Annotated in this window: 18 protein-coding genes; 5 read left to right on the top strand and 13 right to left on the bottom strand. The window is 59.2% G+C overall.

Annotation, left to right across the window (positions count from 1 at the left end):
• Positions 1-9: 9 nt before the first annotated feature.
• The 6 genes from K325_RS0101825 to K325_RS0101850 all read right to left on the bottom strand — a co-directional run bounded on the left by K325_RS0101825 (position 10) and on the right by K325_RS0101850 (position 6,431).
• On the bottom strand, positions 10-681 hold the full coding sequence (locus K325_RS0101825) for an amino acid ABC transporter permease (protein WP_029652546.1): 672 nt from the start codon (positions 679-681) through the stop codon (positions 10-12).
• 71 nt (positions 682-752) lie between these two features.
• The gene (locus K325_RS0101830) at positions 753-1,511 is read right to left on the bottom strand and encodes a transporter substrate-binding domain-containing protein (RefSeq protein ID WP_029652547.1); all 759 of its coding nucleotides are present in this window, start codon (positions 1,509-1,511) and stop codon (positions 753-755) included.
• Between the two features lie 203 nt (positions 1,512-1,714).
• The gene (metF, locus tag K325_RS18520; protein ID WP_029652548.1) at positions 1,715-2,584 is read right to left on the bottom strand and encodes a methylenetetrahydrofolate reductase [NAD(P)H]; all 870 of its coding nucleotides are present in this window, start codon (positions 2,582-2,584) and stop codon (positions 1,715-1,717) included.
• Between the two features lie 12 nt (positions 2,585-2,596).
• Positions 2,597-3,970 carry an adenosylhomocysteinase gene (ahcY, locus tag K325_RS18525; protein WP_029652549.1) on the bottom strand — a complete coding sequence of 458 codons (1,374 nt, stop codon included), beginning with the start codon at positions 3,968-3,970 and terminating at the stop codon, positions 2,597-2,599.
• A gap of 123 nt (positions 3,971-4,093) precedes the next feature.
• On the bottom strand, positions 4,094-5,284 hold the full coding sequence (metK, locus tag K325_RS0101845; protein ID WP_029652550.1) for a methionine adenosyltransferase: 1,191 nt from the start codon (positions 5,282-5,284) through the stop codon (positions 4,094-4,096).
• A 145-nt stretch (positions 5,285-5,429) separates the two neighbouring features.
• Complete coding sequence (locus K325_RS0101850; protein ID WP_029652551.1) at positions 5,430-6,431, bottom strand: metalloregulator ArsR/SmtB family transcription factor; 1,002 nt, start codon at positions 6,429-6,431, stop codon at positions 5,430-5,432.
• A 236-nt stretch (positions 6,432-6,667) separates the two neighbouring features.
• Between K325_RS0101850 and tkt the strand changes: the two genes are divergently transcribed.
• The 4 genes from tkt to fba all read left to right on the top strand — a co-directional run bounded on the left by tkt (position 6,668) and on the right by fba (position 12,219).
• Positions 6,668-8,668 carry a transketolase gene (gene tkt, locus K325_RS0101855; RefSeq protein ID WP_029652552.1) on the top strand — a complete coding sequence of 667 codons (2,001 nt, stop codon included), beginning with the start codon at positions 6,668-6,670 and terminating at the stop codon, positions 8,666-8,668.
• Entirely contained in the window at positions 8,668-9,696 is a 1,029-nt protein-coding gene (locus K325_RS0101860; protein WP_029652553.1) for a type I glyceraldehyde-3-phosphate dehydrogenase, read from the top strand. Before tkt ends, K325_RS0101860 begins: the two co-directional genes overlap by 1 nt.
• A gap of 53 nt (positions 9,697-9,749) precedes the next feature.
• Positions 9,750-10,910 carry a phosphoglycerate kinase gene (locus K325_RS0101865; protein ID WP_029652554.1) on the top strand — a complete coding sequence of 387 codons (1,161 nt, stop codon included), beginning with the start codon at positions 9,750-9,752 and terminating at the stop codon, positions 10,908-10,910.
• Positions 10,911-11,154: 244 nt separating this feature from the next.
• Entirely contained in the window at positions 11,155-12,219 is a 1,065-nt protein-coding gene (gene fba / locus K325_RS0101870; RefSeq protein ID WP_029652555.1) for a class II fructose-bisphosphate aldolase, read from the top strand.
• Positions 12,220-12,261: 42 nt separating this feature from the next.
• Here fba and K325_RS0101875 read toward each other — a convergent pair whose 3' ends face one another.
• From K325_RS0101875 to K325_RS0101890, 4 genes are read right to left on the bottom strand one after another with little or no spacing between them, the layout of a single operon-like run.
• On the bottom strand, positions 12,262-12,861 hold the full coding sequence (locus tag K325_RS0101875) for a DUF2894 domain-containing protein (RefSeq protein WP_029652556.1): 600 nt from the start codon (positions 12,859-12,861) through the stop codon (positions 12,262-12,264).
• The gene (locus tag K325_RS0101880) at positions 12,858-13,499 is read right to left on the bottom strand and encodes an OmpA family protein (RefSeq protein WP_029652557.1); all 642 of its coding nucleotides are present in this window, start codon (positions 13,497-13,499) and stop codon (positions 12,858-12,860) included. Before K325_RS0101880 ends, K325_RS0101875 begins: the two co-directional genes overlap by 4 nt.
• A complete protein-coding gene (locus K325_RS0101885; RefSeq protein WP_029652558.1) occupies positions 13,499-15,571 on the bottom strand; it encodes a DUF802 domain-containing protein in 2,073 nt (690 codons plus the stop codon). Before K325_RS0101885 ends, K325_RS0101880 begins: the two co-directional genes overlap by 1 nt.
• Complete coding sequence (locus K325_RS0101890; RefSeq protein ID WP_029652559.1) at positions 15,568-16,236, bottom strand: DUF3348 family protein; 669 nt, start codon at positions 16,234-16,236, stop codon at positions 15,568-15,570. The genes K325_RS0101885 and K325_RS0101890 overlap by 4 nt, the downstream gene beginning before the upstream one ends.
• Before the next feature lie 225 nt (positions 16,237-16,461).
• On the opposite strand from K325_RS0101890, the gene K325_RS0101895 reads away from it, so the two are divergent.
• Positions 16,462-21,678, top strand: coding sequence for a DUF4011 domain-containing protein (locus K325_RS0101895; RefSeq protein ID WP_036192855.1), 5,217 nt, complete (start codon positions 16,462-16,464; stop codon positions 21,676-21,678).
• A 4-nt stretch (positions 21,679-21,682) separates the two neighbouring features.
• On the opposite strand, the gene K325_RS0101900 is transcribed toward K325_RS0101895, so the two are convergent.
• The 3 genes from K325_RS0101900 to K325_RS0101910 form a co-directional block, all read right to left on the bottom strand.
• Complete coding sequence (locus tag K325_RS0101900; RefSeq protein WP_029652561.1) at positions 21,683-22,891, bottom strand: MFS transporter; 1,209 nt, start codon at positions 22,889-22,891, stop codon at positions 21,683-21,685.
• A gap of 87 nt (positions 22,892-22,978) precedes the next feature.
• The gene (locus tag K325_RS0101905) at positions 22,979-23,995 is read right to left on the bottom strand and encodes a hypothetical protein (protein WP_029652562.1); all 1,017 of its coding nucleotides are present in this window, start codon (positions 23,993-23,995) and stop codon (positions 22,979-22,981) included.
• A 93-nt stretch (positions 23,996-24,088) separates the two neighbouring features.
• A complete protein-coding gene (locus K325_RS0101910) occupies positions 24,089-24,862 on the bottom strand; it encodes an SGNH/GDSL hydrolase family protein (RefSeq protein WP_029652563.1) in 774 nt (257 codons plus the stop codon).
• Positions 24,863-24,942: the final 80 nt, after the last annotated feature.

Here is a 24,942-nt window from a genome sequence, read left to right on the forward strand (position 1 = left end):
CGGGCTCCTTCAGGCAGATGCAACGCCGCGGCGTTCAAGCAGCCGCAGTATCAGGGACAGGGACAGCGTAATCGCCAGATACATGAGCGCAACCACGAAGTAGACTTCAAAGGCCGTAAAGGTATTGGCAATGTAGACCTGGCCCTGGCGCACCAGTTCGCCGACGCCAATCACTGAGAACAGCGAGGTGTCCTTGATGCTCACAATCGCCTGATTGCCCAGGGGCGGAATCATACGACGGAAGGCCTGGGGCCAGATGATCGTCCAGAAGGTCTGGGGACGCGACAGCCCCAGTGACAGACCGGCTTCGGTCTGGCCCTTGTCGATCGACTGAACGCCGCCACGGACGACTTCGGATATATAAGCACCTGAGTTCAGGGCGATGGCCGCAATACCGGCCGTCAGTGGGTCTATCGGGCCGCCAATGAGGTCGGGCAGGCCGTAAAAGATAAACAGCACCTGCACCAGAATGGGGGTGCCGCGAAAGATCTCGATATAGGCCGTGGCCGGCCAGCGCAGGGCACGGCTTTTGTTGATGCTGAGCAGACCAAACACAATGCCCAGAACGAATCCGATGGCGAGGCCACCGAAGGAAATCATCAGAGTATAAGGAATACCCTTGGCCAGATAGGGAATGGAGTTGATGGCCGCCTGCCAGTCAAACTGAAACTGGAATTCCACAGTGTGTGTCTCCGTTGGGTTGGGAGGAATCGGCCGGGGCATTGTGTGCTCCGGCCGGTTCGCGTGGAGGGTTACTTGCTCTCAGGCATGGGGCCGAACCATTTCTCGTAAATGGTTTTGTAGGTACCGTCTTCTTTCATGTCTGCCAATGCCTCGTTGACCGGGCCAACCCATTGGCTGCCGTTCTTCAGGGCGATGCCGTACTGTTGGCCTTCATACAGGGGGCCAACGGTTTTGACACGGCCTTTGCCTTTTGTGCTGGCGAAGTAGCCCACATTGGGGGCATCGTAGAAAACCGCATCGACCGCACCAGACATCAGTGCCATGTACATGTCTGAGCTGCCGGGGTAGGGCGTCACACCATCATTATCGTCCAGACTTTGCATCAGGAAGTCGTAACTGGTGCTGCCGATTTTGGTGCCGATCTTCATGCCTTCGAGGTCGGGCATTTCGTCAACACCGTCGTTGTTCTGGCTGATCAGAATGCGCAGGCCGGAATCATAGTAAGGGTCGGAAAAGTCGACGATCTCTTCGCGTTCGTCGGTGATGGTGATGCCTGCGATGGCAATATCCACGTTACCGGTTTGCAGGGCAGGGATAATGCCGTTGAAGTCCATGGTGTTCAGGTCGATTTCAAAGCCGGCGCGTTCTGCGACTTCTCGGATGATTTCCATGTCGAAACCGATCATTTCGCCGGTTTCCTGGTCCATCATTTCGAATGGGACGAAGCTGGGGTCGGTAACGACACGCAGGGTTTCCGCACTTGCGGAAGTTGCAGCAACAGACAATGCCAGACCTGCGCCCAGGGTTTTCAGCCAATTCGTGCTCATGCTTTCTCCTTTCTGTTTTTATGCTCCGTTTACCCGGTAAGGCAGCCGTGAAAGCACTCTTTGTAACGGTGCATCACGTAGAGCGTTAATGGGGATGCATCGGAGACAGTTTAGACTATGAAGAAAGGATTTGCAGGAAATCAGATGGTTATGGACGGGCGAGAGGGGCCGGAGCCCCCCTCTTTTTCGGCCGGGGACGGACGTCAGAAGGCGATCTTTTCCCGGTCGCTGATGCCCAGGTTCTTCCAGATGGAAAGGCTGGGTTCCGCCTGGTTCAGGGTGTAAAAATGCAACCCCGGAGCCCCGGCTTTCAGCAGTGTTTCGCACATGTTGGTGACCACTTCCTCACCGAACTTGCGGATGCTGACGGTGTCGTCCCCGTAAGCTTCCAGCTGTTTGCGAATCCAGCGGGGAATTTCTGCGCCACACATGTCGGAGAACCGCACCAGGCTGGAGAAATTGACGATGGGCATGATGCCCGGCACCACCGGAATGGTCACGCCCATCTGTTCCAGACGCTCAATGAAGTAGAAGTAACTGTCGGCATTGAAAAAGTACTGAGTGATGGCGCTGTTGGCACCCGCCTGTACTTTTCGTGCGAAGTTCTTCAGATCTTCCTCGGCATTGCGGGCCTGGGGGTGGAACTCCGGGTAGGCAGCCACTTCCAGAGCGAAGTGGTCCCCGCTGTGTTCCCGGATAAAGGCCACCAGTTCGTTGGCGTAGCGCAGTTCGCCAGAGGCTCCCATACCGGAGGGCAGGTCGCCACGCAGGGCGACGATCCGGTTGATGCCGTTTTCTTTATAGACGTCCAGCAGTTCGCCGATTTCTTCCCGGGTTCCTCCCACGCAGGACAGGTGAGGGGCCGTGGAAATGCCTTGCTTGTGCAGGTTTACCACGGTTTCAATGGTGCGGTCCCGGGTGGAGCCGCCGGCCCCGAAAGTCACGGAAAAGAAGTCCGGATTCATCTCGGCGAGCTGGTTGCGTACCGTTTGCAGCTTTTCTTTCCCCTGATCGGTCTTCGGAGGAAAGAATTCGAAGCTGAAGCGACGTTTGAATTGCTTCTGGGATTCCATGTCTGTTTCCGCTTAGTACCTGTAGGTTTCCGGCTTGTACGGACCTTCGACCGGTACGCCGATGTATTTGGCCTGATCCGGCGTCATTTTGGTGATCACGCCGCCAAAGCCTTCTACCATGGCGCGAGCCACTTCTTCGTCCAGTTGCTTGGGCAGTACCTGAACGTAAACACCTTTGGCCTTGGATTCTTCCGGCAGGTCGGCAAACTTACGCTCAAACAGATACATTTGCGCCAGCACCTGGTTGGCGAATGAGCCATCCATGATGCGGGAGGGGTGACCAGTGGCGTTACCGAGGTTCACCAGGCGGCCTTCCGACAACAGAATCAGGTGATCATTGGCGGCCTTGTCACGGTAAATGACGTGAACCTGCGGTTTCACCTCGTCCCATTCCCAGTTCTTGCGCATGTAGGCGGTGTCGATTTCGTTGTCGAAGTGGCCAATGTTGCACACTACAGCGCCACTTTTCAGGGCCTTGAGCATGTTGGCATCGCAGACGTTAACGTTACCGGTGGTGGTCACCAGCAGGTCGGTATTGGCCAGCAGGTCGTTGTTGATGCCCTGTTCGGTGCCGGTGTTGATGCCGTCAATGTACGGGGAGACCACCTCAAAACCGTCCATGCAGGCTTGCATGGCGCAGATCGGGTCGGCCTCGGTGACCTTCACGATCATGCCTTCCTGGCGCAGGGACAGGGCGGAGCCTTTGCCCACATCGCCATAGCCGATCACCAGCGCTTTTTTGCCGGACAGCAGATGGTCGGTGGCGCGCTTGATGGCGTCGTTCAGGCTATGGCGGCAGCCATACTTGTTGTCGTTCTTGGATTTTGTCACCGAGTCGTTCACGTTGATCGCCGGGATTTTCAGGGTGCCGTCACGCAGCATTTCGTGCAGGCGATGCACGCCGGTGGTGGTTTCTTCGGTGACACCGTGGCACTTGGCAATGATCTGCGGGTACTCTTTGTGCAGCAGTTCGGTCAGATCGCCGCCATCGTCCAGAATGATGTTGGGTTCCCAGCCATCAATGTCTGCGCCGACGGTTTTGTGCAGGCACCACTCGTACTCTTCGTCGGTTTCGCCTTTCCAGGCAAAGACCGGGATGCCGGCAGCGGCGATGGCAGCAGCGGCCTGGTCCTGGGTTGAGAAAATGTTGCACGATGACCAGCGGACGTTGGCGCCGAGTTCGATCAGGGTTTCGATCAGGACGGCGGTCTGGATGGTCATGTGGATGCAGCCCATGATGTTGGCGCCTTTCAGCGGCTGGTCTGCTTTGTATTTTTCACGCAGGCGCATGAGCGCGGGCATTTCGCCTTCGGCGATGTTGATTTCCTTGCGGCCCCAGTCGGCGAGGGTGATGTCGCGGACTTTGTAGTCTTCGAAGCTGCTCATGGTGATCTCCTGTTGGTCTTTTCTTGCGGTCCCGGAACGTTGTGAGTACCGCCTGTATGGGTGTGATCGGAGTTGGGCTGGGCCAAAATAAAGGCCCAACTCCAAGAGTCAGGCCCGGAAGCGTCAGATACCTGCAGCGTCTTTCAAAGCCGCAGCACGGTCAGTCTTCTCCCATGGGAACGCGGTGAAGGTCTTGCCGCCAACCGTCATTTCGTATGGATCACGGCCGAAGTGGCCGTAGGCTGCGGTGGCCCGGTACATCGGGTGCAGCAGGTCCAGCATGTTGGTGATCGCGTACGGGCGCAGGTCGAAGTGTGCCCGCACCAGGTCGATGATCTTGTCGTCGCTGATCTTGCCTGTGCCGAAGGTATTCAGAGATATGGAGGTCGGTTGGGCGACGCCGATGGCGTAGGACACCTGAATCTCACATTTCCCGGCCAGGCCAGCGGCCACAATGTTTTTGGCAACATAACGGCCAGCGTAGGCGGCAGAACGGTCAACCTTTGAGGGGTCTTTGCCGGAGAAGGCGCCACCACCGTGACGGGCCATGCCGCCATAGGTGTCTACGATGATCTTACGGCCGGTCAGGCCACAGTCGCCCACCGGCCCACCGATGACGAACTTGCCGGTCGGGTTAATGTGAAACTGGGTGTCCTTGTGCAGCAGCTCTGCCGGCAGGGTGTGTTTGACCACCAGTTCCATCACGGCTTCTTTCAGATCGCTCTGGGAAACATCGGGATCGTGCTGGGTCGACAGAACCACGGCGTCGATGCCAACCACTTTGCCATTCTCATAGCGGCAGGTGACCTGGCTCTTGGCGTCCGGACGCAGCCACGGCAGCAGGCCGCTTTTGCGGGCCTCAGCCTGGCGCTGAACCAGACGGTGCGAGAAGGTGATCGGAGCGGGCATCAGCACGTCGGTTTCGTTGCTGGCATAACCGAACATCAGGCCCTGATCGCCAGCGCCCTGATCTTCCGGTTTCTGGCGGTCCACGCCCTGAGCGATGTCGACCGACTGTTTACCAATGATGTTGATCACACCACAGGTGTCGCCGTCGTAGCCCACTTCAGAGGAGGTGTAGCCAATGTCTTTGATCACTCCGCGCACCAGTTCTTCCAGGTCGACCCATGCGCTGGTGGTGATTTCGCCACCGACAATGGCGACACCGGTTTTAACCATGGTTTCACAGGCCACGCGGGCGTGTGGGTCATCGGTCAGGATAGCGTCCAGAACCGCGTCGGAAATCTGATCCGCCAGTTTGTCCGGGTGGCCTTCGGAGACCGATTCGGAAGTAAAGATGTTGTAGTCAGACATAGGTGTGCTCCTCTTGAGCGATTACTAATTCGTACCGTGTCAGTCCGGTAGGGCTGTCCGGTTGCCTTTTGGTTGTTGTTCGGGCATACGTACTACTACCTACACCCATATCAAAAAGTTTTGATATTTGAATTGTGGCGTCGTCCTACGCCGCTTCCGTGGTTTTCCAGAACTCCCGGACCTGCACCTGAAATCCATTGCGCAGGCCAATAAACAATTGCTCTCCGGCGACCAGCCCGGCATCGCCTGCCCAGGCGGTCAGTTCTTCCGGTTCAAAGCCCAGCCAGAGGTCTCCGCAGTTTTCCTTGGCCCAGTCCTGATCGTGGCTGCACAGGTCGCTGACGATCAGGCAACCGTGGTTGTTCATCAGAGCGGCTGCATCCAGAAAGATGTCAGCGGGGCTGGGCACATGGTGCAGCACCATGTTGGCCACAATCAGATCAAAGGCATCACCCCGGGCCAGCAGGGTATCGGTTACGCCTTCAATCAGATCGACGTTGTTCAGCCGCTCATCAATGCAGGTGCGGGTTGCCTTGGCCAGCATGTCTTTGCTGTTGTCCAGCGCGACTACGTGCTGAAACAGCTCCGAGAGTACGGGTAGAAAACCGCCTTCCCCGGGGCCTATTTCCAGCACGCTCTGCCAGGACTGCCGGGCTGCTCGCTTGCGAATCAGCTCTGCAGTGGGCTCTGCGTAAAGGTCAAAGGCCGCAATCAGTTCCTGCTGTTCCCGGAACTGCTCCGAATGCCGGGAGAAAAAAACCTGTGACTGCTCGGCCCGCTGCACCCGGACCGCTTCGATTTTTTCCTCAAGATGCCGGGGCAGGGGGACCCGGTCCACGGTCTCGAAGATCTGGCGAATGGCCTGGTCTGTCAGTTTGTCGCTGTCCAGATTGAGGGGGCGGCGGTAGAAAATCGCGTTGCCTTCTCTCTGGGGCTCCAGCAGCCCGGCTTTATGCATCACCTTAAGGTGATGGCTCATGCCGGACTGGCGCATGTCGAACATCTGGCTCAGCTCAAGCACGCCAAAGGTATCCCGGCGCAGCACCCGTAAAATCTCCAGCCGAAGCGGGTCCCCGCTCGCCTTGAAGACCGGGGCCAGAGTGTCCACTGAAGACAGTTCGTTCGCATGTGCATTGAGTGAGGTCATGGTTGGCAAGTTTAGGGACGTTCGGTTGGTTGTTCAATAGCCATATCAAAATTTTTTGATATAGATTTGTGAGTTCTGTGAAATCAGTCGCTTTGGTGATTTTGTGCCGGCGCCATCGGAAAACCACTACATATGGATTTGCCCCGACACACCGTAATCGGCGAAAATACGCGCCTTCTTTTTGAGCAGTTTTTGCAGCTTGAAGTCTTTTCCTGAAAAACACTGGAGAATTGTCAATGCCGTCCCGTAAAGATCTCGCCAACGCCATTCGCGCGCTGAGCATGGATGCGGTTCAGAAAGCCAAGTCCGGCCACCCGGGTGCGCCCATGGGTATGGCGGATATCGCCGAGGTGCTGTGGAACGATTACCTGAGCCACAACCCGGCCAACCCGCAGTGGGCCAACCGCGACCGCTTTGTGCTTTCCAACGGCCATGGCTCCATGCTGCAGTATTCCCTGCTGCACCTGAGCGGGTACGACGTCAGCATTGATGATCTGAAAAACTTCCGCCAGTTGCACTCCAAAACCCCGGGGCATCCGGAGTACGGCTACACGCCGGGCGTTGAAACCACCACCGGCCCGCTGGGACAGGGCATTGCCAATGCGGTTGGTTTCGCGCTCGCTGAAAAGGCCCTGGCGGCCCAGTTCAACCGCCCCGGCCACGAGATTGTTGATCACTACACGTATGCGTTCCTGGGCGACGGCTGCCTGATGGAAGGCATTTCCCACGAAGTGGCATCCCTGGCGGGCACCCTGGGCCTGGGCAAACTGATCTTCTTCTACGACGACAACGGCATTTCCATCGATGGTGAGGTCGAAGGCTGGTTTACCGACGACACACCCAAACGGTTTGAATCCTACGGCTGGCAGGTGATTCCGGCGGTTGACGGCCACGATGCCGACGCCATTCGCGCGGCGGTTGAGCAGGCCCGCGCCAACACCGAACAGCCCACCATTATCTGCTGCAAAACCATCATCGGTTTCGGTTCTCCGAACAAGCAGGGTAAAGAAGATTGCCACGGCGCTCCGCTGGGTGACGATGAGATCGCACTGACCCGTGAAGCCCTCGGCTGGCAGTACGGCCCGTTCGAGATTCCGGCAGACATTTACGCTGCCTGGGATGGTAAAGAAAAAGGCGCGGCTGCCCAGAGCGAGTGGGACGCCAAATTTGCCGCCTATGAAAAGGCTGAGCCGGAACTGGCTGCCGAGTTCCAGCGCCGGATGGCAGGCGACCTGCCCGCTGACTTCGCTGAAAAGGCTCAGGCATACATCCAGGAGTGCCAGGACAAAGGCGAAACCGTGGCTTCCCGTAAGGCATCCCAGAATTCTCTCAATGCCTACGGCCCGCTGCTGCCGGAACTGATGGGAGGCTCTGCCGACCTGGCCGGTTCCAACCTGACCATCTGGTCTGGCTGTAAGGGCGTCACCAAAGAAGACGCCTCTGGTAACTACATCTATTACGGTGTCCGCGAATTCGGCATGGCCGCCATCATGAACGGTATCGCCCTGCACGGCGGTTTTGTACCTTATGGCGCAACCTTCCTGATCTTTATGGAATACTGCCGCAACGCCGTACGCATGGCAGCCCTGATGAAGCAGCGCTCCATCTATGTGTTCACCCACGATTCCATTGGCCTGGGTGAAGACGGCCCCACGCATCAGCCGATCGAACAACTGGCCAGCCTGCGCACCACGCCGAACATGAGCACCTGGCGCCCGGCGGACACCGTGGAATCCGCGGTGGCGTGGAAAGCTGCGCTTGAGCGCAAGGACGGCCCCACAGCCATGGTGTTCTCCCGCCAGGGGCTGCCACATCAGCAACGCGATGCTGAGCAATTGGCCAACGTCGCCAAAGGCGGATACGTGCTGTCTGACTGCGAAGGCGTACCCGAGCTGATCCTGATCGCTACCGGTGGTGAAATCGGTCTGGCTCAGGACGCGGCCACCAAACTGCGAGAGCAGGGCAAAGCCGTGCGTGTGGTGTCTATGCCGTCGACCGACGTGTTCGATGCCCAGAGCGCAGAATACAAGCAGCAGGTATTGCCGCTGGAAGTCACCAACCGCATCGCCATTGAAGCCAGCATTGCTGATTACTGGTACAAGTACGTGGGCCTGGACGGCCGGGTGATCGGTATGACGACCTTTGGTGAGTCTGCGCCGGCTGGCGAACTGTTCAGGGAATTCGGCTTTACGGTCGAAAACATCCTCGAAGTGGCTGACGAACTGCTGGACGCCTGATGAGCAACCCAACGCCGTTTCGCATTGCCATCAATGGCTACGGCCGTATTGGCCAGTGTGTGTTGCGGGCACTGTATGAAAACGGCTATCGCGACCATCTTCAGGTGGTCGCGATAAATGAGTTGTCGGATATCGACACCATCGCCCACCTGACCCGGTACGACTCCACCCACGGGCGGTTTCACGGAGAAGTGGCGGTGGATGGCGACCACCTGGTGGTGAATGGTGATCGTATCCGCGTGCTGCGGCACCCAGACCCGGCCGAGCTGCCCTGGCGGCTGCTGGATGTGGACTTGGTGCTGGAATGTTCCGGTGCCTATTCCGATCCGGCGACTGCCCGGAAGCACATAGACGCCGGAGCCCACCGCCTGCTGTTCTCCCAACCGGGTGATCCGGACGTCGACCGTACCGTGGTTTTCGGGATTAACGAAGCCGACCTGAACGGTGACGATGTGATTGTCGCAGCGGGCTCCTGTACCACCAATTGCCTGGTCCCGGTCATCAAAGTTCTGGACGAGGCCTTTGGCGTGGAGCAGGGCAGTACCACCACCATTCATGCCGCCATGAATGATCAGCCGGTGATCGATGCCTATCATCATCAGGACCTGCGGCGCACCCGCAGTGCCCTGCACAACATTGTCCCGGTAGAAACGGGCCTTTCCCGTGGCATTGAACGCCTGCTACCTCACATGGAAGGCCGGTTCAGTTCTGTGGCGATGCGCGTGCCTACTCTGAACGTCTCGGCCATTGATATGGTTGTGAACGTTGGCACCGCCACCTCCGTTGAGGCGGTTAACCGGTTACTGGCAAATGCTGCAAAAGGGCCATTGAATGGAATTCTCGGCTACACCGATGAACTGCTGGCCAGCTCTGACTTCAACCACGACGCCCACTCCGGTATCGTCGACGGCGGACAGACCCGGGTCACCGGCGGCACCATGGTGAAAGTCTTGTGCTGGTTCGACAACGAGTGGGGGTTTGCCAACCGCATGCTGGATGTGAGCAAAGCCTGGCTCAGTAAGATCTGATTAGAAACGGGGGCATCCCCATCGTGACGATTTGAAAACTTAAGGACGAAGCAATGGCCATCAAGAAAATGACTGACCTGAATCTCGCCGGCAAGCGGGTTCTGATTCGTGAGGACCTGAACGTACCGGTCAAAGACGGTAAAGTCTCCAGCGATGCACGTATCCGTGCCTCGTTGCCCACCATTAAAGCCGCCAGGGATGCCGGCGCGAAAGTCATGTTGATGTCTCATCTCGGTCGCCCGGAAGAAGGCGTCTACGACGAAGCCTCCTCCATGAAGCCCGTGGCTGAACACCTGTCGACCCTGTTGGGCCAGGACGTGCGTCTGGTCCAAGACTACCTGAGTGGTGTAGAAGTAGCCGATGGTGAAGTCGTACTGTTTGAAAACGTACGCTTCAACAAAGGCGAAAAGAAAGACAACGAAGAGCTGGCCAAACAATACGCCGCCCTGTGCGATGTCTACGTAATGGACGCCTTCGGCACCGCCCACCGCGCCCAGGCTTCCACCCATGGCGTGGCCCGGTTCGCTCCCGAAGCTTGCGCCGGCCCGCTGCTGGCGGCTGAGCTTGAGGCCCTTGGGAAAGCTCTGGATAACCCGGCCAAGCCGGTGGTTGCCATCGTTGGCGGTTCCAAAGTCTCCACCAAGCTGGACGTGCTCAACGCCCTGGAAAAAGTCTGTGACCAGATCATTGTGGGTGGTGGCATCGCCAACACCTTCCTGGCTGCCGCAGGCCAGCCGGTTGGTAAATCCCTGTGTGAACACGATCTGGTCGACACCGCCAAAGACATCGCCAGTCGCGTGGAAATCCCGCTGCCGGTCGATGTGGTCGTCGCCAGCGAATTCGCTGAAACTGCCACAGCAACCACCAAGAATGCCGCCGACGTCAGTGCCGACGACATGATCCTCGACGTAGGCCCGGAAACTGCTGGCCAGTTCGCTGAACTGCTGAAAAACGCCAAAACCATCCTGTGGAACGGCCCGGTCGGCGTGTTTGAATTCGATCAGTTCGGCAACGGCACGAAAGCCCTGGCCAACGCCATCGCCGAAAGCGGCGCTTTCTCCCTGGCGGGCGGCGGCGACACCGTTGCAGCCGTTGACAAATACGGCGTAGCTGACAAGATCTCTTACATCTCCACCGGCGGCGGCGCATTCCTGGAATTCGTGGAAGGCAAAACCCTGCCGGCCGTAGCAGTACTGGAAGAAAGAGGCGAATAATCCAGTTGCCGCCCCAAACCGGCGGCAACAAACAACGCCAAAATCGCAAGGAGGGTGGGGTATTGCTTTCGCGGAATTTCGAAGGCCATGGATGGCCTGAGAGAAGCGCACATGGATGTGCTCGTAGCGGTTCCGCGAAAGCAATACCCCACCCTCCGCCGCAGACTCCAAGGCCATGTCTTGTGCCTAAGTCCGCGGCAAAACCAAGAATCCCAACATCAAAAGTCAACGAAGGAGACAACCCATGGCCCTGATTTCGCTGCGGCAACTTCTCGACCACGCCGCCGAGCATGGTTACGGTGTGCCAGCCTTTAACGTAAACAACCTCGAACAGATGCGCGCCATCATGGAAGCCGCTGACAAAACCGACTCCCCGGTGATTGTCCAGGCCTCTGCCGGTGCCCGTAAATACGCCGGTGCCCCGTTCCTGCGCCATCTGATCCTGGCCGCCATTGAAGAATTTCCGCACATCCCGGTGGTTATGCACCAGGACCACGGCACCAGCCCGGCGGTCTGCCAGCGCTCCATCCAGCTGGGCTTCAGCTCCGTCATGATGGACGGCTCCCTGGGTGAAGATGGCAAAACTCCGACAGACTACGAATACAACGTCGACGTGACCCGTCGTACCGTGGAAATGGCCCATGCCTGCGGTGTGTCTGTAGAAGGCGAACTGGGCTGCCTGGGTTCACTGGAAACCGGACAAGCCGGTGAAGAAGACGGCATCGGCGCCGAAGGCACCCTGGACCACGACCAGATGCTGACCGACCCGGAAGAAGCTGCAGACTTCGTCAAGAAAACCCAGGTGGACGCGCTGGCCATCGCCATCGGTACCAGCCACGGTGCCTATAAATTTACCCGTCCGCCCACGGGTGACATCCTGGCCATCGACCAGATCAAAGCCATCCACGCCCGTATTCCCGATACCCACCTGGTTATGCACGGCTCCAGCTCAGTGCCCCAGGAGTGGCTGAAAGTCATCAACGAATTCGGTGGTGAGATTCCGGAAACCTACGGTGTGCCGGTTGAAGAAATCGTTGAAGGTATCAAACACGGCGTGCGCAAGGTCAACATCGATACCGACCTGCGCCTGGCCTCCACCGGTGCGGTACGTCGCTTCATGGCGCAGAACCCGGCGGAATTTGACCCGCGCAAATTCCTCAAGGCGACCATGGTTGCCATGACCGACATCTGCGTTGCCCGCTACGAAGCGTTCGGCTGCGCCGGCCAAGCCAGCAAGATCAAGCCGGTCAACCTCGAACAGATGTTTGAGCGCTACGCCGCCGGAGAGCTGGACCCAAAGGTTAAGTAAGCCCGACAGCGATTCAAAGCCCCCGTCCTCCGGGGGCTTTTTTTATCCCTTTCTGCCCAGCCTTTCCAACGCCATCAACGTGTCGGCGTAATTCGCAAATCGCCTCAGATATTCCGGAGAGAGTGCCTGCATTTCGGCAATCGCCCGGCTCACCAGGCGATGCGCGTTCATGGGCCCGGCTTCTTTGGGGGGGCTTTCGATGGCTTGACGAATGCGGGCCTGTACCCTCCGCGAACCCTGCTCGGCTTTGACTCTGGCCATGGCCTTCAGTGGGCGTGGTGCCCCGGAGTTGTGGGCGGTGGGCTTGTGTTCGGCGGTGCGGGCGCCGCCGAATACGCGTTCCTCAAGCGCCGAACGATACATCGGGGCCGGGGCGTCTGACGATTGATCAAGCACCTTCAGCAGATCGGCCAGCGGTGATCCTTTCGGGGCAGTCGATGTCTGGAAGGCCGTCTCAGGCTGATGGGATCGGGCGGTATAGTCCGCCACGGCCTGCCTCAGCGCCTGCCAGTGCCGACCCTCGGTCAGACCTTTCGCCTGAAGGCGCAGTTCCAGCGATTCCAGATAGCGGAAGCGTACCGGATCGAACTGATCAGCCCCGCTTTGTCTGAGCGCCTGGAGCAGAGAGGGGGCGGGCGTCATGGTCTTTGGCCCTCCGCCCCGGGCGTCGCCCGGGGCACGGTACTGATCTCCACCCGCCGGTTCTGGGCCCGGGATTCGGCGTCCACATTGGGCACGGCCGGATGGTGCGGGCCGAAAGCCGCTGCGAATACCCGGTCATTGGGCAGACCAAGCTCTGTTAACGATCGCGTGACGGTGAGCGCCCGCTGTGCCGAGAGCCCCCAGTTATCCTGATACCGATTGCCCGGGTGCATGGGGAGATCATCGGTGAACCCGCTCACCATCAACAATTCATCGTGTTGTTCCAGATACGTCTGGAGCGGCGCGATCAGGGACTCCAGAACGGATTTACCCTCCGCCTGCAGCTGATCGGAGTTCAGCTGGAACAAGACGTTACCGCTGATGCCGATGCGGCCATCCTGAAACGTGACCAGGCCTTTGGTCAGAGGGTCTTCCAGTGCCTCTTCCAGCGCAATCCGGCGTTGCTCTTCCGCCTCCCGTTTTTCGATTTCCTCCGCGAGCGACTGGCTGAGTTCCAGCTGAATCCCGATCACCCACACCAGAATCAGTGCCAGTATGCCCACCAGCGCCGCCATAAGATCTGAGAAGATGGCCCAGACCGGTGCCGATTGCTGTTCGCTGCTGTCGAGTTGCTCCATCAGCCAGCCTCGCTGGTTTCAGCCCGGTGCAGTGCCGCTGCGGCATCCATCACGTCTTTTTGGGCACTGACGCTCAGATCAATCACCTCGCGGGCCTGCGCCACGTAGTAGGCCAGTTGCTCATCGTGCCGGTTGCCCGCTTTGTCCAGCGCCTGCTGGATCTCAGCCAGGCTGGTCGTTACCTGCTCATTTGACTGGCTGAAGCGCTCAATGGCGTGGGTAAACGCATCGCTGAGGGCGCCGACTTCCTGGCTACTGCCATTGATGTCGTCGCCCAATTGTTCCAGCCTCTGGCTCTGTTCCTGAACCAGGGTGTTGAACCGTTCACTGATCTCGGCCAGGGTGTCACTGGCGCCACGGATCAGGGTCCCTACGGCAGCCTGTTGTTGGTCTGCGGTATTGCGTTGGTTTTCCAGCAGGCTGTCCAGCTCCTGCACCAGGCGCTGGCGCTCCTCCAGCAGCTCATTTTCCCGTTCACTGTTACGGGCAATGTCGGTCTGCAACTGTCGAATCGCCTCGGCGGCGGCCTTCGGCGTTTCCGAAGCCGTTTCAATGAGGCGGGTCATGGGCTGCTCCAGCGCGGCTCCCAGGCTGGCCAGGTGCTCAGCAACCGTTCCTTCCAGCTTTTCCAGATGCTCAGTGGCGGCCTGAGCCCGGTCGGCTTCTTGCGACCGTAAATTCGAGAGCTGAGCGCTGATCGTTTCAACAAGATCGGCGAGGCCGGCCTTCTGATGCTCAACCAGTTCGGTACTGCTGCTCTGGAGATTCGCCTGATAAGTGGCCAGGGATTCGGTCAGAGACGCAAGCAGGCGTTCATTTTGCTCCTGCTGGCTGGACAGGCCGGTCTGCCAGTGGCGCGCCACCTCATCGGCCGAGCGGTTCAGTTGCTCGGCGTGCCCGGCCAGCTGGTTCTGCTGCTCCGCCATTGAGCGCTGATGCTGGCGGGTCATTTCCGTCACCCAGGCCTGGAGTTGATCCAGCAGTTGCTGCTGATTCTGTTGGCTGTGGTGCTCCAGGTGTTCCAGTGTTTTCGCTGTCTGTTGCTGTTGTTCAGCCAGATTCCGCTGCCATTGTGCGCCAGCGTCTGCCGTCGTGGTCTGGAACCCCTGGGCGAGTTCTGTCAGTTGCTGGTTCGCCTTGTCGGCCCAGCTCTGCTGCAGCTCACGGGCACCGTCTTGAAGCCGTTCCATCGCCGTTGTGACAATGGGTTCCACCCGCTCAGCTGCTTGCGTGGTGGTGTCATCCAGAGCCACTTTCAGCGATTGAGCAACGGAATCGGCGAGGGCCTGGTAGTGGTTGCCCACGGAAGTATGAAATTCCTGCTGATTGCGGGTGAGTGAATGCTCCAGCTGTTGCCCCAGGTGTTCCATCCGCGATGTCATGCGCTCCATGGCTTGCGCCATCCCGGGCAACGCGCTGGCCTGGGTTTCCAGGGCCTGGAATGCCTGATGACGCTGATGGTCGGCGGACAAGTGGTGCAGTTTCTCGCGCAGAGCGGTATCCAGTGACCGGGAAACCAGCAGCCGGTCCCGCCGGCTCAGGGTCGAAGCAAGTCCGAGCATGGCCGACGCTGCCACCCCGGCAATCGAGGTGCCAAAAGCCAGGCTGAGCCCGGCGATGGGGGCAGCGAGGGCGCTGCGGATGGCACTGAGCTCGGTGCTGTCATTGAGTGCGGAGGCGGCGCCGCCCAGAGTGACAATCATCCCGGCGAAGGTTCCCAGCAAGCCCAGCATCACCAGCAGCCCGGTCAGATAAGGGGTGAGCGGTGGCCCGGGCAGTGTGGCGGGGTGGCCTTCAATCCGGCGCTGAACCGGAAACTGCAGCGTCTGGGGCAGTGCCGCCACCCAGCCGGTGACCTGCTCCTGGCCAGAGGGAAGATGGTCCATATGATGGGTGAGCTGGCGGGTTTGCCGACGAAAATTCACCAACTCGCCGAAACCCAGGCAATAGACCAGGGCAATGATGCCGGTGAAGGCGAGCGCCAGCAGGTCTGAGTGAATAAAGCCTGCGCCAATCCAGCTCACCACCGCAATGCCAATGACGAACGCCAGGGTAAAAAACAGTTTACTCATGGGGTTTTGTTAACCTCGTGGTGGCAAGCCTCCAGCAAACCCAGTACCGGTTCCAGCCGAACATCCAGTTCAGCGAGTAACAAAGACCGCGCTTCCTCGCAGTAGCGGTGGAACCCATCCGTGGTTTGCCCGGAGGCTGTCTGCGGGTTCTCGAACCGTTGTTCCAGAACCCGCGGAATGTAAGAAAAACTCTGCGCCGTATACCCGGCCATGGTGTGATCAAACACCTCATCCAGTGCGGCCAGCCGGGCCAGGGTCTGGCCCTGGTCTTTCATGGCCTTGCGAACTTTGTCCCGCAGTTGCCGGCTGTTGGCCGCCACCTTTCGCTGTAAGGCCAGCCAGGCATTCAGGGCCTGCTCGGAGCTGGATTCGCCCTCGGCGTCCAGCTCTTCACCATACGCCTGAATGCGCCGGACGAGAGCCTGGCGAAGGGTGGCCAGCTCGCCCGTCAGGCGGTCTGCCATAGCGTCCTGAGGCATGCCTGGCTGGCGCGTGCGGAAGGCGATGGCGGCATCCAGTGTCATGGTGTCACCCAGGCCGAATAGCCGGCTCAGCCGCTCCCCAAAGCAGGGCAGGCTGTCCGTGGCGTCACGGGCGCCAGACGACGCCAGTTGCCGGAGCAAATCCGGGGTGTGTCCGGTCTGAACCAGAGGCTGGTTTGGCATCCGTCGGGTGTTTCACTCCGTGTCGGGAAATGGGGCGCAAAAACGCTATTCTACTGGCTTACCGGGGTGAATCCTAATGACCGTATCGTGAGGTGGCTTGCGGCGTTTCGGCGCTAAATGGCCGATTGGAATAATGGGGTGGAAAGGAATAGATGGGAATCGGTTACAATGCCAGACCGTTGTTCATAACCCGATCAAACAAGCCCGTTGGAGAAGGAAGGCCAGATGTCTGAGCAGGGAGCACCTGACGTACAGATTCACGCCACGTTTGTGGATAAGATCAACTTTGCCTGCCACCAGAGTGCCTTTGCCATATTGCGTGAGCTGAAGGTGCAGCACCGGGAAACCGCAAACGGCTTGCGGGACTGTTCCATCGTGCTGGAAGCCTCTCCGGCGTTTCTGAAGCGCAAAGAATGGAAGGTAGACTACCTGGCGCCTAACGAACTCCTGAGCGTGAAAGACCGTGATCTGGAGCTGGATGGCGGTTTTCTCTACGACCTGAACGAATCCATGCGTGGCACGGTGACCGTGCAGGTGCTCCAGGCTGGCCGGGTGCTTTCGGAAAGCGTGTTGTCGGTCGAATTGCTGGCCTGCAACGAATGGGGTGGCGCCGAGTACATGCCCGAGCTGCTGGCGTCGTTCTGCACGCCGAATGATCCGGCCATCGATCGCTTGCTCGGCCAGGCCAGCCAGATTCTGCGCAGAGCGGGTAAACACGATGCCATTGACGGTTACCGGTCTGGCAGTCGGGAACGGGTCTGGTTGCAGGCTTCGGCAATTTATTCTGCTGTGGTCAACATGCAGGTGAGCTACGCATTGCCACCGGCCAGCTTTGAACGGAATGGTCAGAAAATCCGCCTGCCGGGCCAGATCGAAGACCGGCGGGTGGCCACCTGTCTGGATTCAACGCTGTTATTGGCGGCTGCTTTTGAGCAGGCAAACCTGAACCCGATGATTGTTCTGACCCGTGGCCACGCTCTGGTTGGCCTGTGGCTGGACGACGAAGACCTGTCGGGCATTGTGTTGAGGGACCCCCAGATTCTGCGCCAGCGGATTCCTCTGAAAGAACTTATCCTGATCGAAACTACGCTGGCCACCCAGCACCCTCCGGTGCCGTTTTCACGGGCCGTCGCGGCGGGCAACGAGCAGATGTCGGTGTCTTGTGATGCCGACTTCATTGCCGCGGTCGACATTCGAAGAGCCAGAGCCCATCGCTTTAACCCCATCAGTCTGAAAAGCCCGGCGACTGAGGCCAAGTTCGTGCAGACCGATGGTGGTGCTGAGCTGACGCTGGACGAGGCGCCGGATCTGGATTCCAACCCGCCGGAATATCTGGAACAGGCTATTTCCCGCGATACCCCGGAAGGCCGGGTTGAGCGCTGGCAGAGAAAACTGCTGGACCTGTCGGCCCGGAACCCGCTTCTCAACTACCGCCATGGAGTGAGCAGTCTGTCGATCCTGACGGTGGCTCCGGCGGCTCTGGAAGACTTGCTTGCCAGTGGTGCGAAAGTGTCCATCGCGCCCTATCCCTGGTCCCAGACTCGAAAACAGGACTCTGAACTGCACCAGCAGCGCACGGGTGAAGAACTCAAAGCGGCGTATGTCCAGGACGCCTTCAGAAAAAACCAGGTTCTGGTGGATCTGCCCCAGAGTGAGCTGGACCGCCGGGCGGTTGAAATCTATCGCCGGGCGCAGACGTCGCTTCGGGAAGGCGGTTCCAATACGCTGTTTCTCGCGATGGGGTTCATGCTCTGGCGTTCCAGAGAAAACAACCGGGTGTACGAGGCGCCTCTGGTGTTACTGCCGGTCACGCTTGAGCGCAAATCCGTGCGGCAGGGCATCCGGATCATCGCCAACGATGATGAGCCCAGATTCAACACCACGTTGCTGGAAATGCTGAGGCGGGATTTTGGCATCGACATTCACGGCTTTGACGATGCACTGCCCCGGGATGAGCAGGGCGTGGACATACCCGGTATCTGGAACGCCGTGCGCCACGCCATCAAGGATGTTGCCGGTTTTGAAGTGACCGAACATGTCGTTCTCGGGCACTTCTCTTTTGCCAAATACCTGATGTGGAAAGATCTGGTGGATCGCTCCACTGCCCTGAAAGAAAGCCCGGTCGTCAGGCATCTGATTGAATCCCCGCGTGACCCGTACGACAGCGATATCCGGTTTGTGGATGCCAGTGATATCGATGCCCGATACAGCCCTGCAGATTTTCTGACCCCGTTACCGGCAGACTCATCGCAGATGTCGGCCATTGCCACTGCCGATCTCGGGAAGGATTTCGTCATCATTGGCCCGCCTGGTACCGGGAAGAGTCAGACCATCAGCAACCTGATTGCCCATCTGTTAGGGAAGGGTAAGAAAGTGCTGTTTGTGTCTGAAAAAACGGCCGCCCTGGAAGTGGTCCATCGCCGATTGCGGGACGTTGGTCTGGGGCAGTTCTGCCTGGAGCTGCATTCCAACAAAGCCAGCAAAGCCGATGTGCTGGCCCAGCTTGGTGCGTCCTGGGCTAACGCCGCCCGGGCGCCGGTTACGCAGTGGCAGGAGGAAGCCGATCGACTGAAGGCGCAACGCGACAGCCTCAACAGCCTGGTCGAGGCGCTTCATGAACCGCACCGCAACGGGTTGACGGCCCACTATGCCATTGGGGTCAAAGTTCGCGACCACGCGTATGCCAATGATATCCGGCTGGGTTGGGAACGGTCCGACGCCCATGATGAACGGCAGTTGCGAGAACTCCGGGACATGGCGGGGTGGTTGAAGGTGCAGGCCAAAGCGGTAGGGCAGTTCGATCGCCATCCGCTCAAGGTCGTCAGCCATTACGCCTGGGACCCTCAGTGGCAGGAGCGGCTGGTTGAAGCCGCGAAAGCGCTGCAGGCAGGCGCGGCCCGGTTGACGGGGCATCTGGAAGAGATGGACAAGGCCATCGGCCTTAACATCGGGCCTGTGGACTTATCGCGCTTGACGGCGATTGCTGAGCTGGGAGACGCCTTGCTGGCGTGCTGTGGCAAACGAGTGTCCTTTGCGCTGGAACCCGATGGCCAGGAACAACTGGAAGGCATGGCGACGGTATTGCCTTATCTTGAACGATATCAGGAGGCCCTGCCGAAGCTGAGTTGTCCGTACGAGCCTTTGGCCTGGCAGAAGCTGGATGCTGACAGCCTCTCGTCAGCCTGGGATGAGGCTGCAACAACCTGGTGGCCCAAAAACTGGTTTGCCAAACGTAAGGTGCGCAGCCTTCTTCGCCAGGGGGGCGCTCAGGCTCGCCCCGAGCCTGAGAACGACATTCCGCTGCTCCATGAACTCCGGGAAACCGGAGGCCAGATCGACCAACAGGATCGCCTGCTCAGTAACGTGCGGGGCTGGTCCCGCTATGACACAGACACCGCTGTTCTTGAAGAGCTTCGCACGCTTGGAACACGGGTTCGTGCGGGGGTGACCCGGTTGGCCGACGATGCGGAAAGCCTGATTGCCCTGCGTGCCGGTATCCGGACACTGCTGCACGACGGAAACGATCTGTTGGCGCCGGATGCGGTTGTCGGCAAGGTGATTGTCGGGTTTCTGGAAGCTACGGCTGCCTTTGATCAGCAACGCGAGCGTTTTGAAACATTGTCGGGTTCGGTGCTCGCCAATGTTCTCCCCGGCGATGCACCGGCCTGTGACGCGATAGTTCACCTGTGCCAGCAGGTAACCGGGCATCAGTCGTCCCTGAGAGACTGGTGTGCCTGGGTTCGCCGCCGCACAGAAGCCCGTGAACTGAACCTTGGCCCCCTGGTCGTGGCCATTGAAGAGGGCCGTGTTGCGCCGGACGACATTCCCCGGGCTTTTGAGGCCGCCTACTGTTCCTGGTGGTCGGCAGCCGTCATTGGCGAAAACCCGGTGCTGAGAGGTTTCTCCGCACCGGAACATGAAGCAACCATCCAGCGATTCCGGGAACTGGATTCCCGGTTCTGCAAGCTGACCGCCGACTACATTGCGGCGGAATTGTCACGGCATATTCCCGAACAGGGTGACGTAACCCGCAGCTCGCACTGGGGCATTCTGCGCCACGAGTTGCAGAAAAAAGCCCGCCACAAGTCGGTGCGGGAAATGATGCAGATCATCCCTGATGTGGTCACCACACTGGCGCCGTGCCTGATGATGTCCCCGCTTTCGATTGCCCAGTACCTGGCGGCCGATCAGGCGTTGTTTGATGTGGTGATTTTCGATGAAGCCTCTCAGATCACCGTGGGGGATGCGATAGGCTCGCTGGCACGCGGCCGGCAGGTCATCGTGGCCGGAGACCCGAAACAGATGCCGCCCACCAACTTCTTCTCCCGTTCCGATGACGACCTGGACGGCGATATCGATGGCGAGAGCGACCTGGAGAGTATCCTTGATGAGCTGATCGGCGCCAGTATTCCCCAGAGTGTGCTGAACCTGCACTACCGGTCCCGACGGGAAAGCCTGATCGCCTTCTCCAACCGGCAATATTACGACAGTTCGCTGGTGACCTTCCCCGCGCCGGTACACCCGGATAATGGCGTGTCGCTGGTGCGAGTGAACGGTGTCTATGGTCGGGGAGCGGGGCGGACAAACCCGGACGAAGCCAAAGCCATTGTCAAAGAAATTGTGCGTCGTCTTACTTCCGATCAACCGGACGTTCGGGAACAGTCCATCGGTGTGGTGACCTTCAACACCGAGCAGCAGGCACTGATTGAAGACCTGCTGGATGAGGCCCGGGCCAAAGATCCGTCAATTGAGTGGGCGTTCTCCGAGGAAAGCCAGCTGGAACCGGTGTTTGTGAAAAACCTGGAAACGGTTCAGGGTGACGAGCGTGACGTGATTCTGTTCAGCATCACTTATGGCCCGGACAGTTCGGGCCGGACCACCATGGATTTTGGGCCTCTCAACCGCACCGGGGGCGAACGTCGTTTGAACGTGGCGCTTACCCGGGCTCGCAGCCGGATGATGGTTTTCACCAGCATGCCGCCGGAAGTGATAGATTTGTCCCGGACCCAGGCCCGGGCTGTAGCCGATCTGAAACACTTTATGGAGTTTGCGGAACGCGGTGTGCAGGCCTTTGGGCGCAGCGGCACCGGGGCTGTGGCCGATATTGTCTCGCCATTTGAGGCCGCCGTCGCGGAGGGTCTCCAGCGCAAAGGCTGGGAAGTTCATTCGCAGGTTGGGGCTTCTGCGTATCAGGTCGACCTTGGTATTGTTCACCCGGAGGTGCCGGGCACCTACCTGGCGGGTATTGAGTGCGACGGTGAAATGTACCGAAGTGCGCCCTTTGCCCGGGAGCGGGACAACATTCGCCAAAGCGTGATGGGTGGGCTTGGCTGGACCCTCTACCGGGTCTGGGCGACCGACTGGTGGACCGACCCGGAGAAAGCCCTGGAAACGATGGATGCGGCCTTGCGTACCCAGCTGGCACAGCCCGGTTCCCGCTGATGGATCAGGTCGCCATCTCCGGCACATGATCGGGGCGGCGCCAGGCCACCAGAAAAATCAGCAACCCGGCCAGAGCCGTTGCGGCGCCCACATAGCCGGTGGACTGCCAGCCAAACCCGGCGGTAATCGCCAGGCCGCCGAGCCACGGGCCGAGGGCGTTGGCCAGATTGAAGGCAGCATGGTGAGAGGCCGCAGCCAGGGTTTGCGCGCCAGAGGCAACATCCATCAGGTGGGTCTGCAAGGCAGGCCCAAGGGCGACCATCAGCGCGGTCAGGAAACAGGCAATGAGCACGGCCGGTAATGAGCCGGTGGCAGACGGGAAGGCGCTCAGAATTGCTGCACTGAAGATAAGGATGACGCCCACCGCGCGGAATTGCAGGCGGTCGAACAGCCAGCCACCCAGCAGGTTGCCAACGAACCCGCCGAGCCCGAACACCACGAGTGCCACCGGTATCCAGACTTCGTCTACCTGAGTGACTTCAAGCAGAGTCGGCGCCAGATAGCTGAACACGGCGAACATGCCAGCGAACCCGACAGAGCCGATGGCGAGTGCCAGCCAGATCTGAGGTTTGTTGAACGCCTTGAGTTCGTCTCGGGGGCTGTGTCGTTGCTCGTGCGGGTCTTTCGGGAGAAACAGCGCAACCAGAACCACCGTCAGCAGAGAGACCGCACCGACAAACCCGAAGGCGTAGCGCCAATCCATGGATTGACCCATAACCGTCGCCAAAGGGTTACCGATGAGCAGCGCCAGGGTCAGCCCCATCATGACCTGGCTGACGGCTTTTGCGCGCTGCTGGGCAGGCACCAGAGACGCTGCCACCAGAGCGGCAACCCCGAAATACGCACCGTGGGGAAGGCCTGCAATAAACCGGAAAAGCAGCAGGGATTCGTAGCTACTGGCGAATGCACTGGCAAGGTTGCCCAATGCATAGAAGGCCATCAGAACAATCAGCAGCTGGCGCCGGAACAGCTGAGCCCCAAGGATGGCCAGAATGGGCGCGCCAACCACCACACCCAGCGCGTAGGTTGAAATCAGGTGCCCCACCTGCGGCTCGGATACACCAAGGTCCTGAGCAACGTTGGGCATCAGCCCCATGATTGCAAACTCTCCGGTCCCAATACCGAAACCACCCATGGCCAGGGCAAAGACAATCAGCAGGGTGGAAAGCCCGGTTTTTTCAGGCTGGTGAACGGCGCTCAATCTGACCTCCATGATGCAGATGGGGAAGAGAAAGCGCACCATTCTCATTTATAGCAAAGGCAACCGCTATAAGCGTTTGTGAGGATGGAACCTGGCCTGTCAGTTCAACCCGTAACGCCGCTCCCGCTGGAAACGGAAAAAACCTTCACGCTCTTCCCGTTCGATGGTTGGGGCCGAGAACCCGAAATGGCGCTGCCGGAGTTCAACGAGTGCGGCTTTCAGTGGCTCGCCACTCAGCGTGCCCGTCAGTGTGCGCCGCTCCTCCATGTACGCCTTGCCCGCTTGCCATTTTTCCTCACGGCGTTGGTCGTCCCGGGCCAGCGCCTGAACCGCGTCCTCGGAATACCCAAGCTGTCGGCGCAGATCGTTGATGGACTGCTGTCGCCGTTCGGGTGGCAGGCTGGCCAGTTGTTGCTGAACGCTGTCCATGGTGAACAGGGCGTGGCCGGTGGCGCCCGAGCCTGCCAGTTGTCTCGACAGATCCATACCGTAGAGTTCGTCGGCGGTCGTTTTCAGCTGATGCGCCAGTTCGGCCAGTGGCAATTCTGTAGCCTGGTCCAGACGTGCCAGGGTTTGCTGTAGTTGCGCCGATTTCGCTTCGACCGGGTTCTGTTCCTCGGCCCAGATCTGGCTTGCCAGTGCACCAAAGATGGCCTCCCGCTGTTGCCAGATCTCCGCATACCGCTCCATTTCTGGCAGACCCTGCAAGCGTAGTTCATGGTTGTCCAGCCACCGATTGTAGCGTTCCAGACTGGCCATCAACGCGAAAATCGTGTCGGCCAGTTCCGGAAAGGCGGTGGTGATGGCGGCCTGGAATAGTTGTGTGCCGGATTCGGGGAATCGTGCCAGCAGATCTATGCGTTCATTATACAGGCGTGCCTGGGTGGCCGGCCCGGTGATGGTGTCGCCATAGTGTTCCAGATAGTGAACCGCCAGTTCAACAACGCGGTGATCACCGTTGGTATCTGGCCGGGTGGCTGGCTCCTGAGCCTGAGCCGCGGGTGTGGCAGACGGAAGCTTGCCCGAGGGTTTCTGGGGCGCAGGCCAGTCAAAGAGACTTCCGGCAAACAGCAGGGCCAATGCACTGAAAGCTATAGCTGGCTTGAGTCGTTTCATGGCGGCGATCCTGTGGCTTGAGGCCATGGGCATTGCAGAAGATTACCCCTGCCTGCGGTGTTTGGGGCAACCGCAGGCAGGGGTGTTTCGGCGTCAGAGCAGTGGCTGCAGCCTGGGCCAGATCAGATCAGCGATCTTCTTCGATCCACTGTCGGTAGGGTGGATGCCATCGAAGATAATGTCGCTGTCGTTGATCACGCCGCGCGGGTCTATAAAGGTGCAGTTCAGCACGGAATTCTCGCAGACCCGGGCCAGGGTGGCATTGCCGTAGTCTATGGCTTCTTTCATGTCGTCCAGAAGGAACAGGCCATTCTTGGTGTAGTAGTAGCCGGTCAGAATGCCTTGTTGAACGCCGGCGCCCGCCATCTCGTTCAGGAAATCCACGCCTTCGACATAGATGTCATCAATGAAATCCCGACATTGCTGGCTCAGGCGGCCAAAGCGCCACCACGGCGTTTTGCAGTTGTTCGAGTTAAAGGCAATCGCAGGAATCAGAATGTCGTTACCGCCGGCATCGCCCACAATGGTCTCGATATCCGGGTTGTCGGCCACGGCCTGCCGGAACTGGTTGGGAATGGACGGGGCGACCAGTTCTCCAGACAGCTCGGCACCGGAGACGGTGTAGCGCCGGAAGGTTTCACCGGCTCTGGCTTCCAGTTGGTTCTGGATTTCACCCGAGAGGGCAAAAATGGAGTCACCCACGAAAACGACCTGGTTGTTGTCGGCGTCGGTCACGGTATCGTTGCTGAGAAGGTAACCGAGCTCGCTGCAGCCGGTGAACAGAAGCGCGGCCCCCAGGGCTACAGCAGGTTTCAGCGCCTTCAGCGAAAAGGAAGGCAGGAACGAACGGCGTTCATTAGTTGTCATTGTTTGAACTCCTTGGGTAAGGGATAGACGGTTCGTCTACAGATACTGCGCCTTTACTATCGTTCAGAATCCCGGCTTTC

Source organism: Marinobacter daepoensis DSM 16072, assembly GCF_000421165.1.
GTDB lineage: Bacteria > Pseudomonadota > Gammaproteobacteria > Pseudomonadales > Oleiphilaceae > Marinobacter > Marinobacter daepoensis.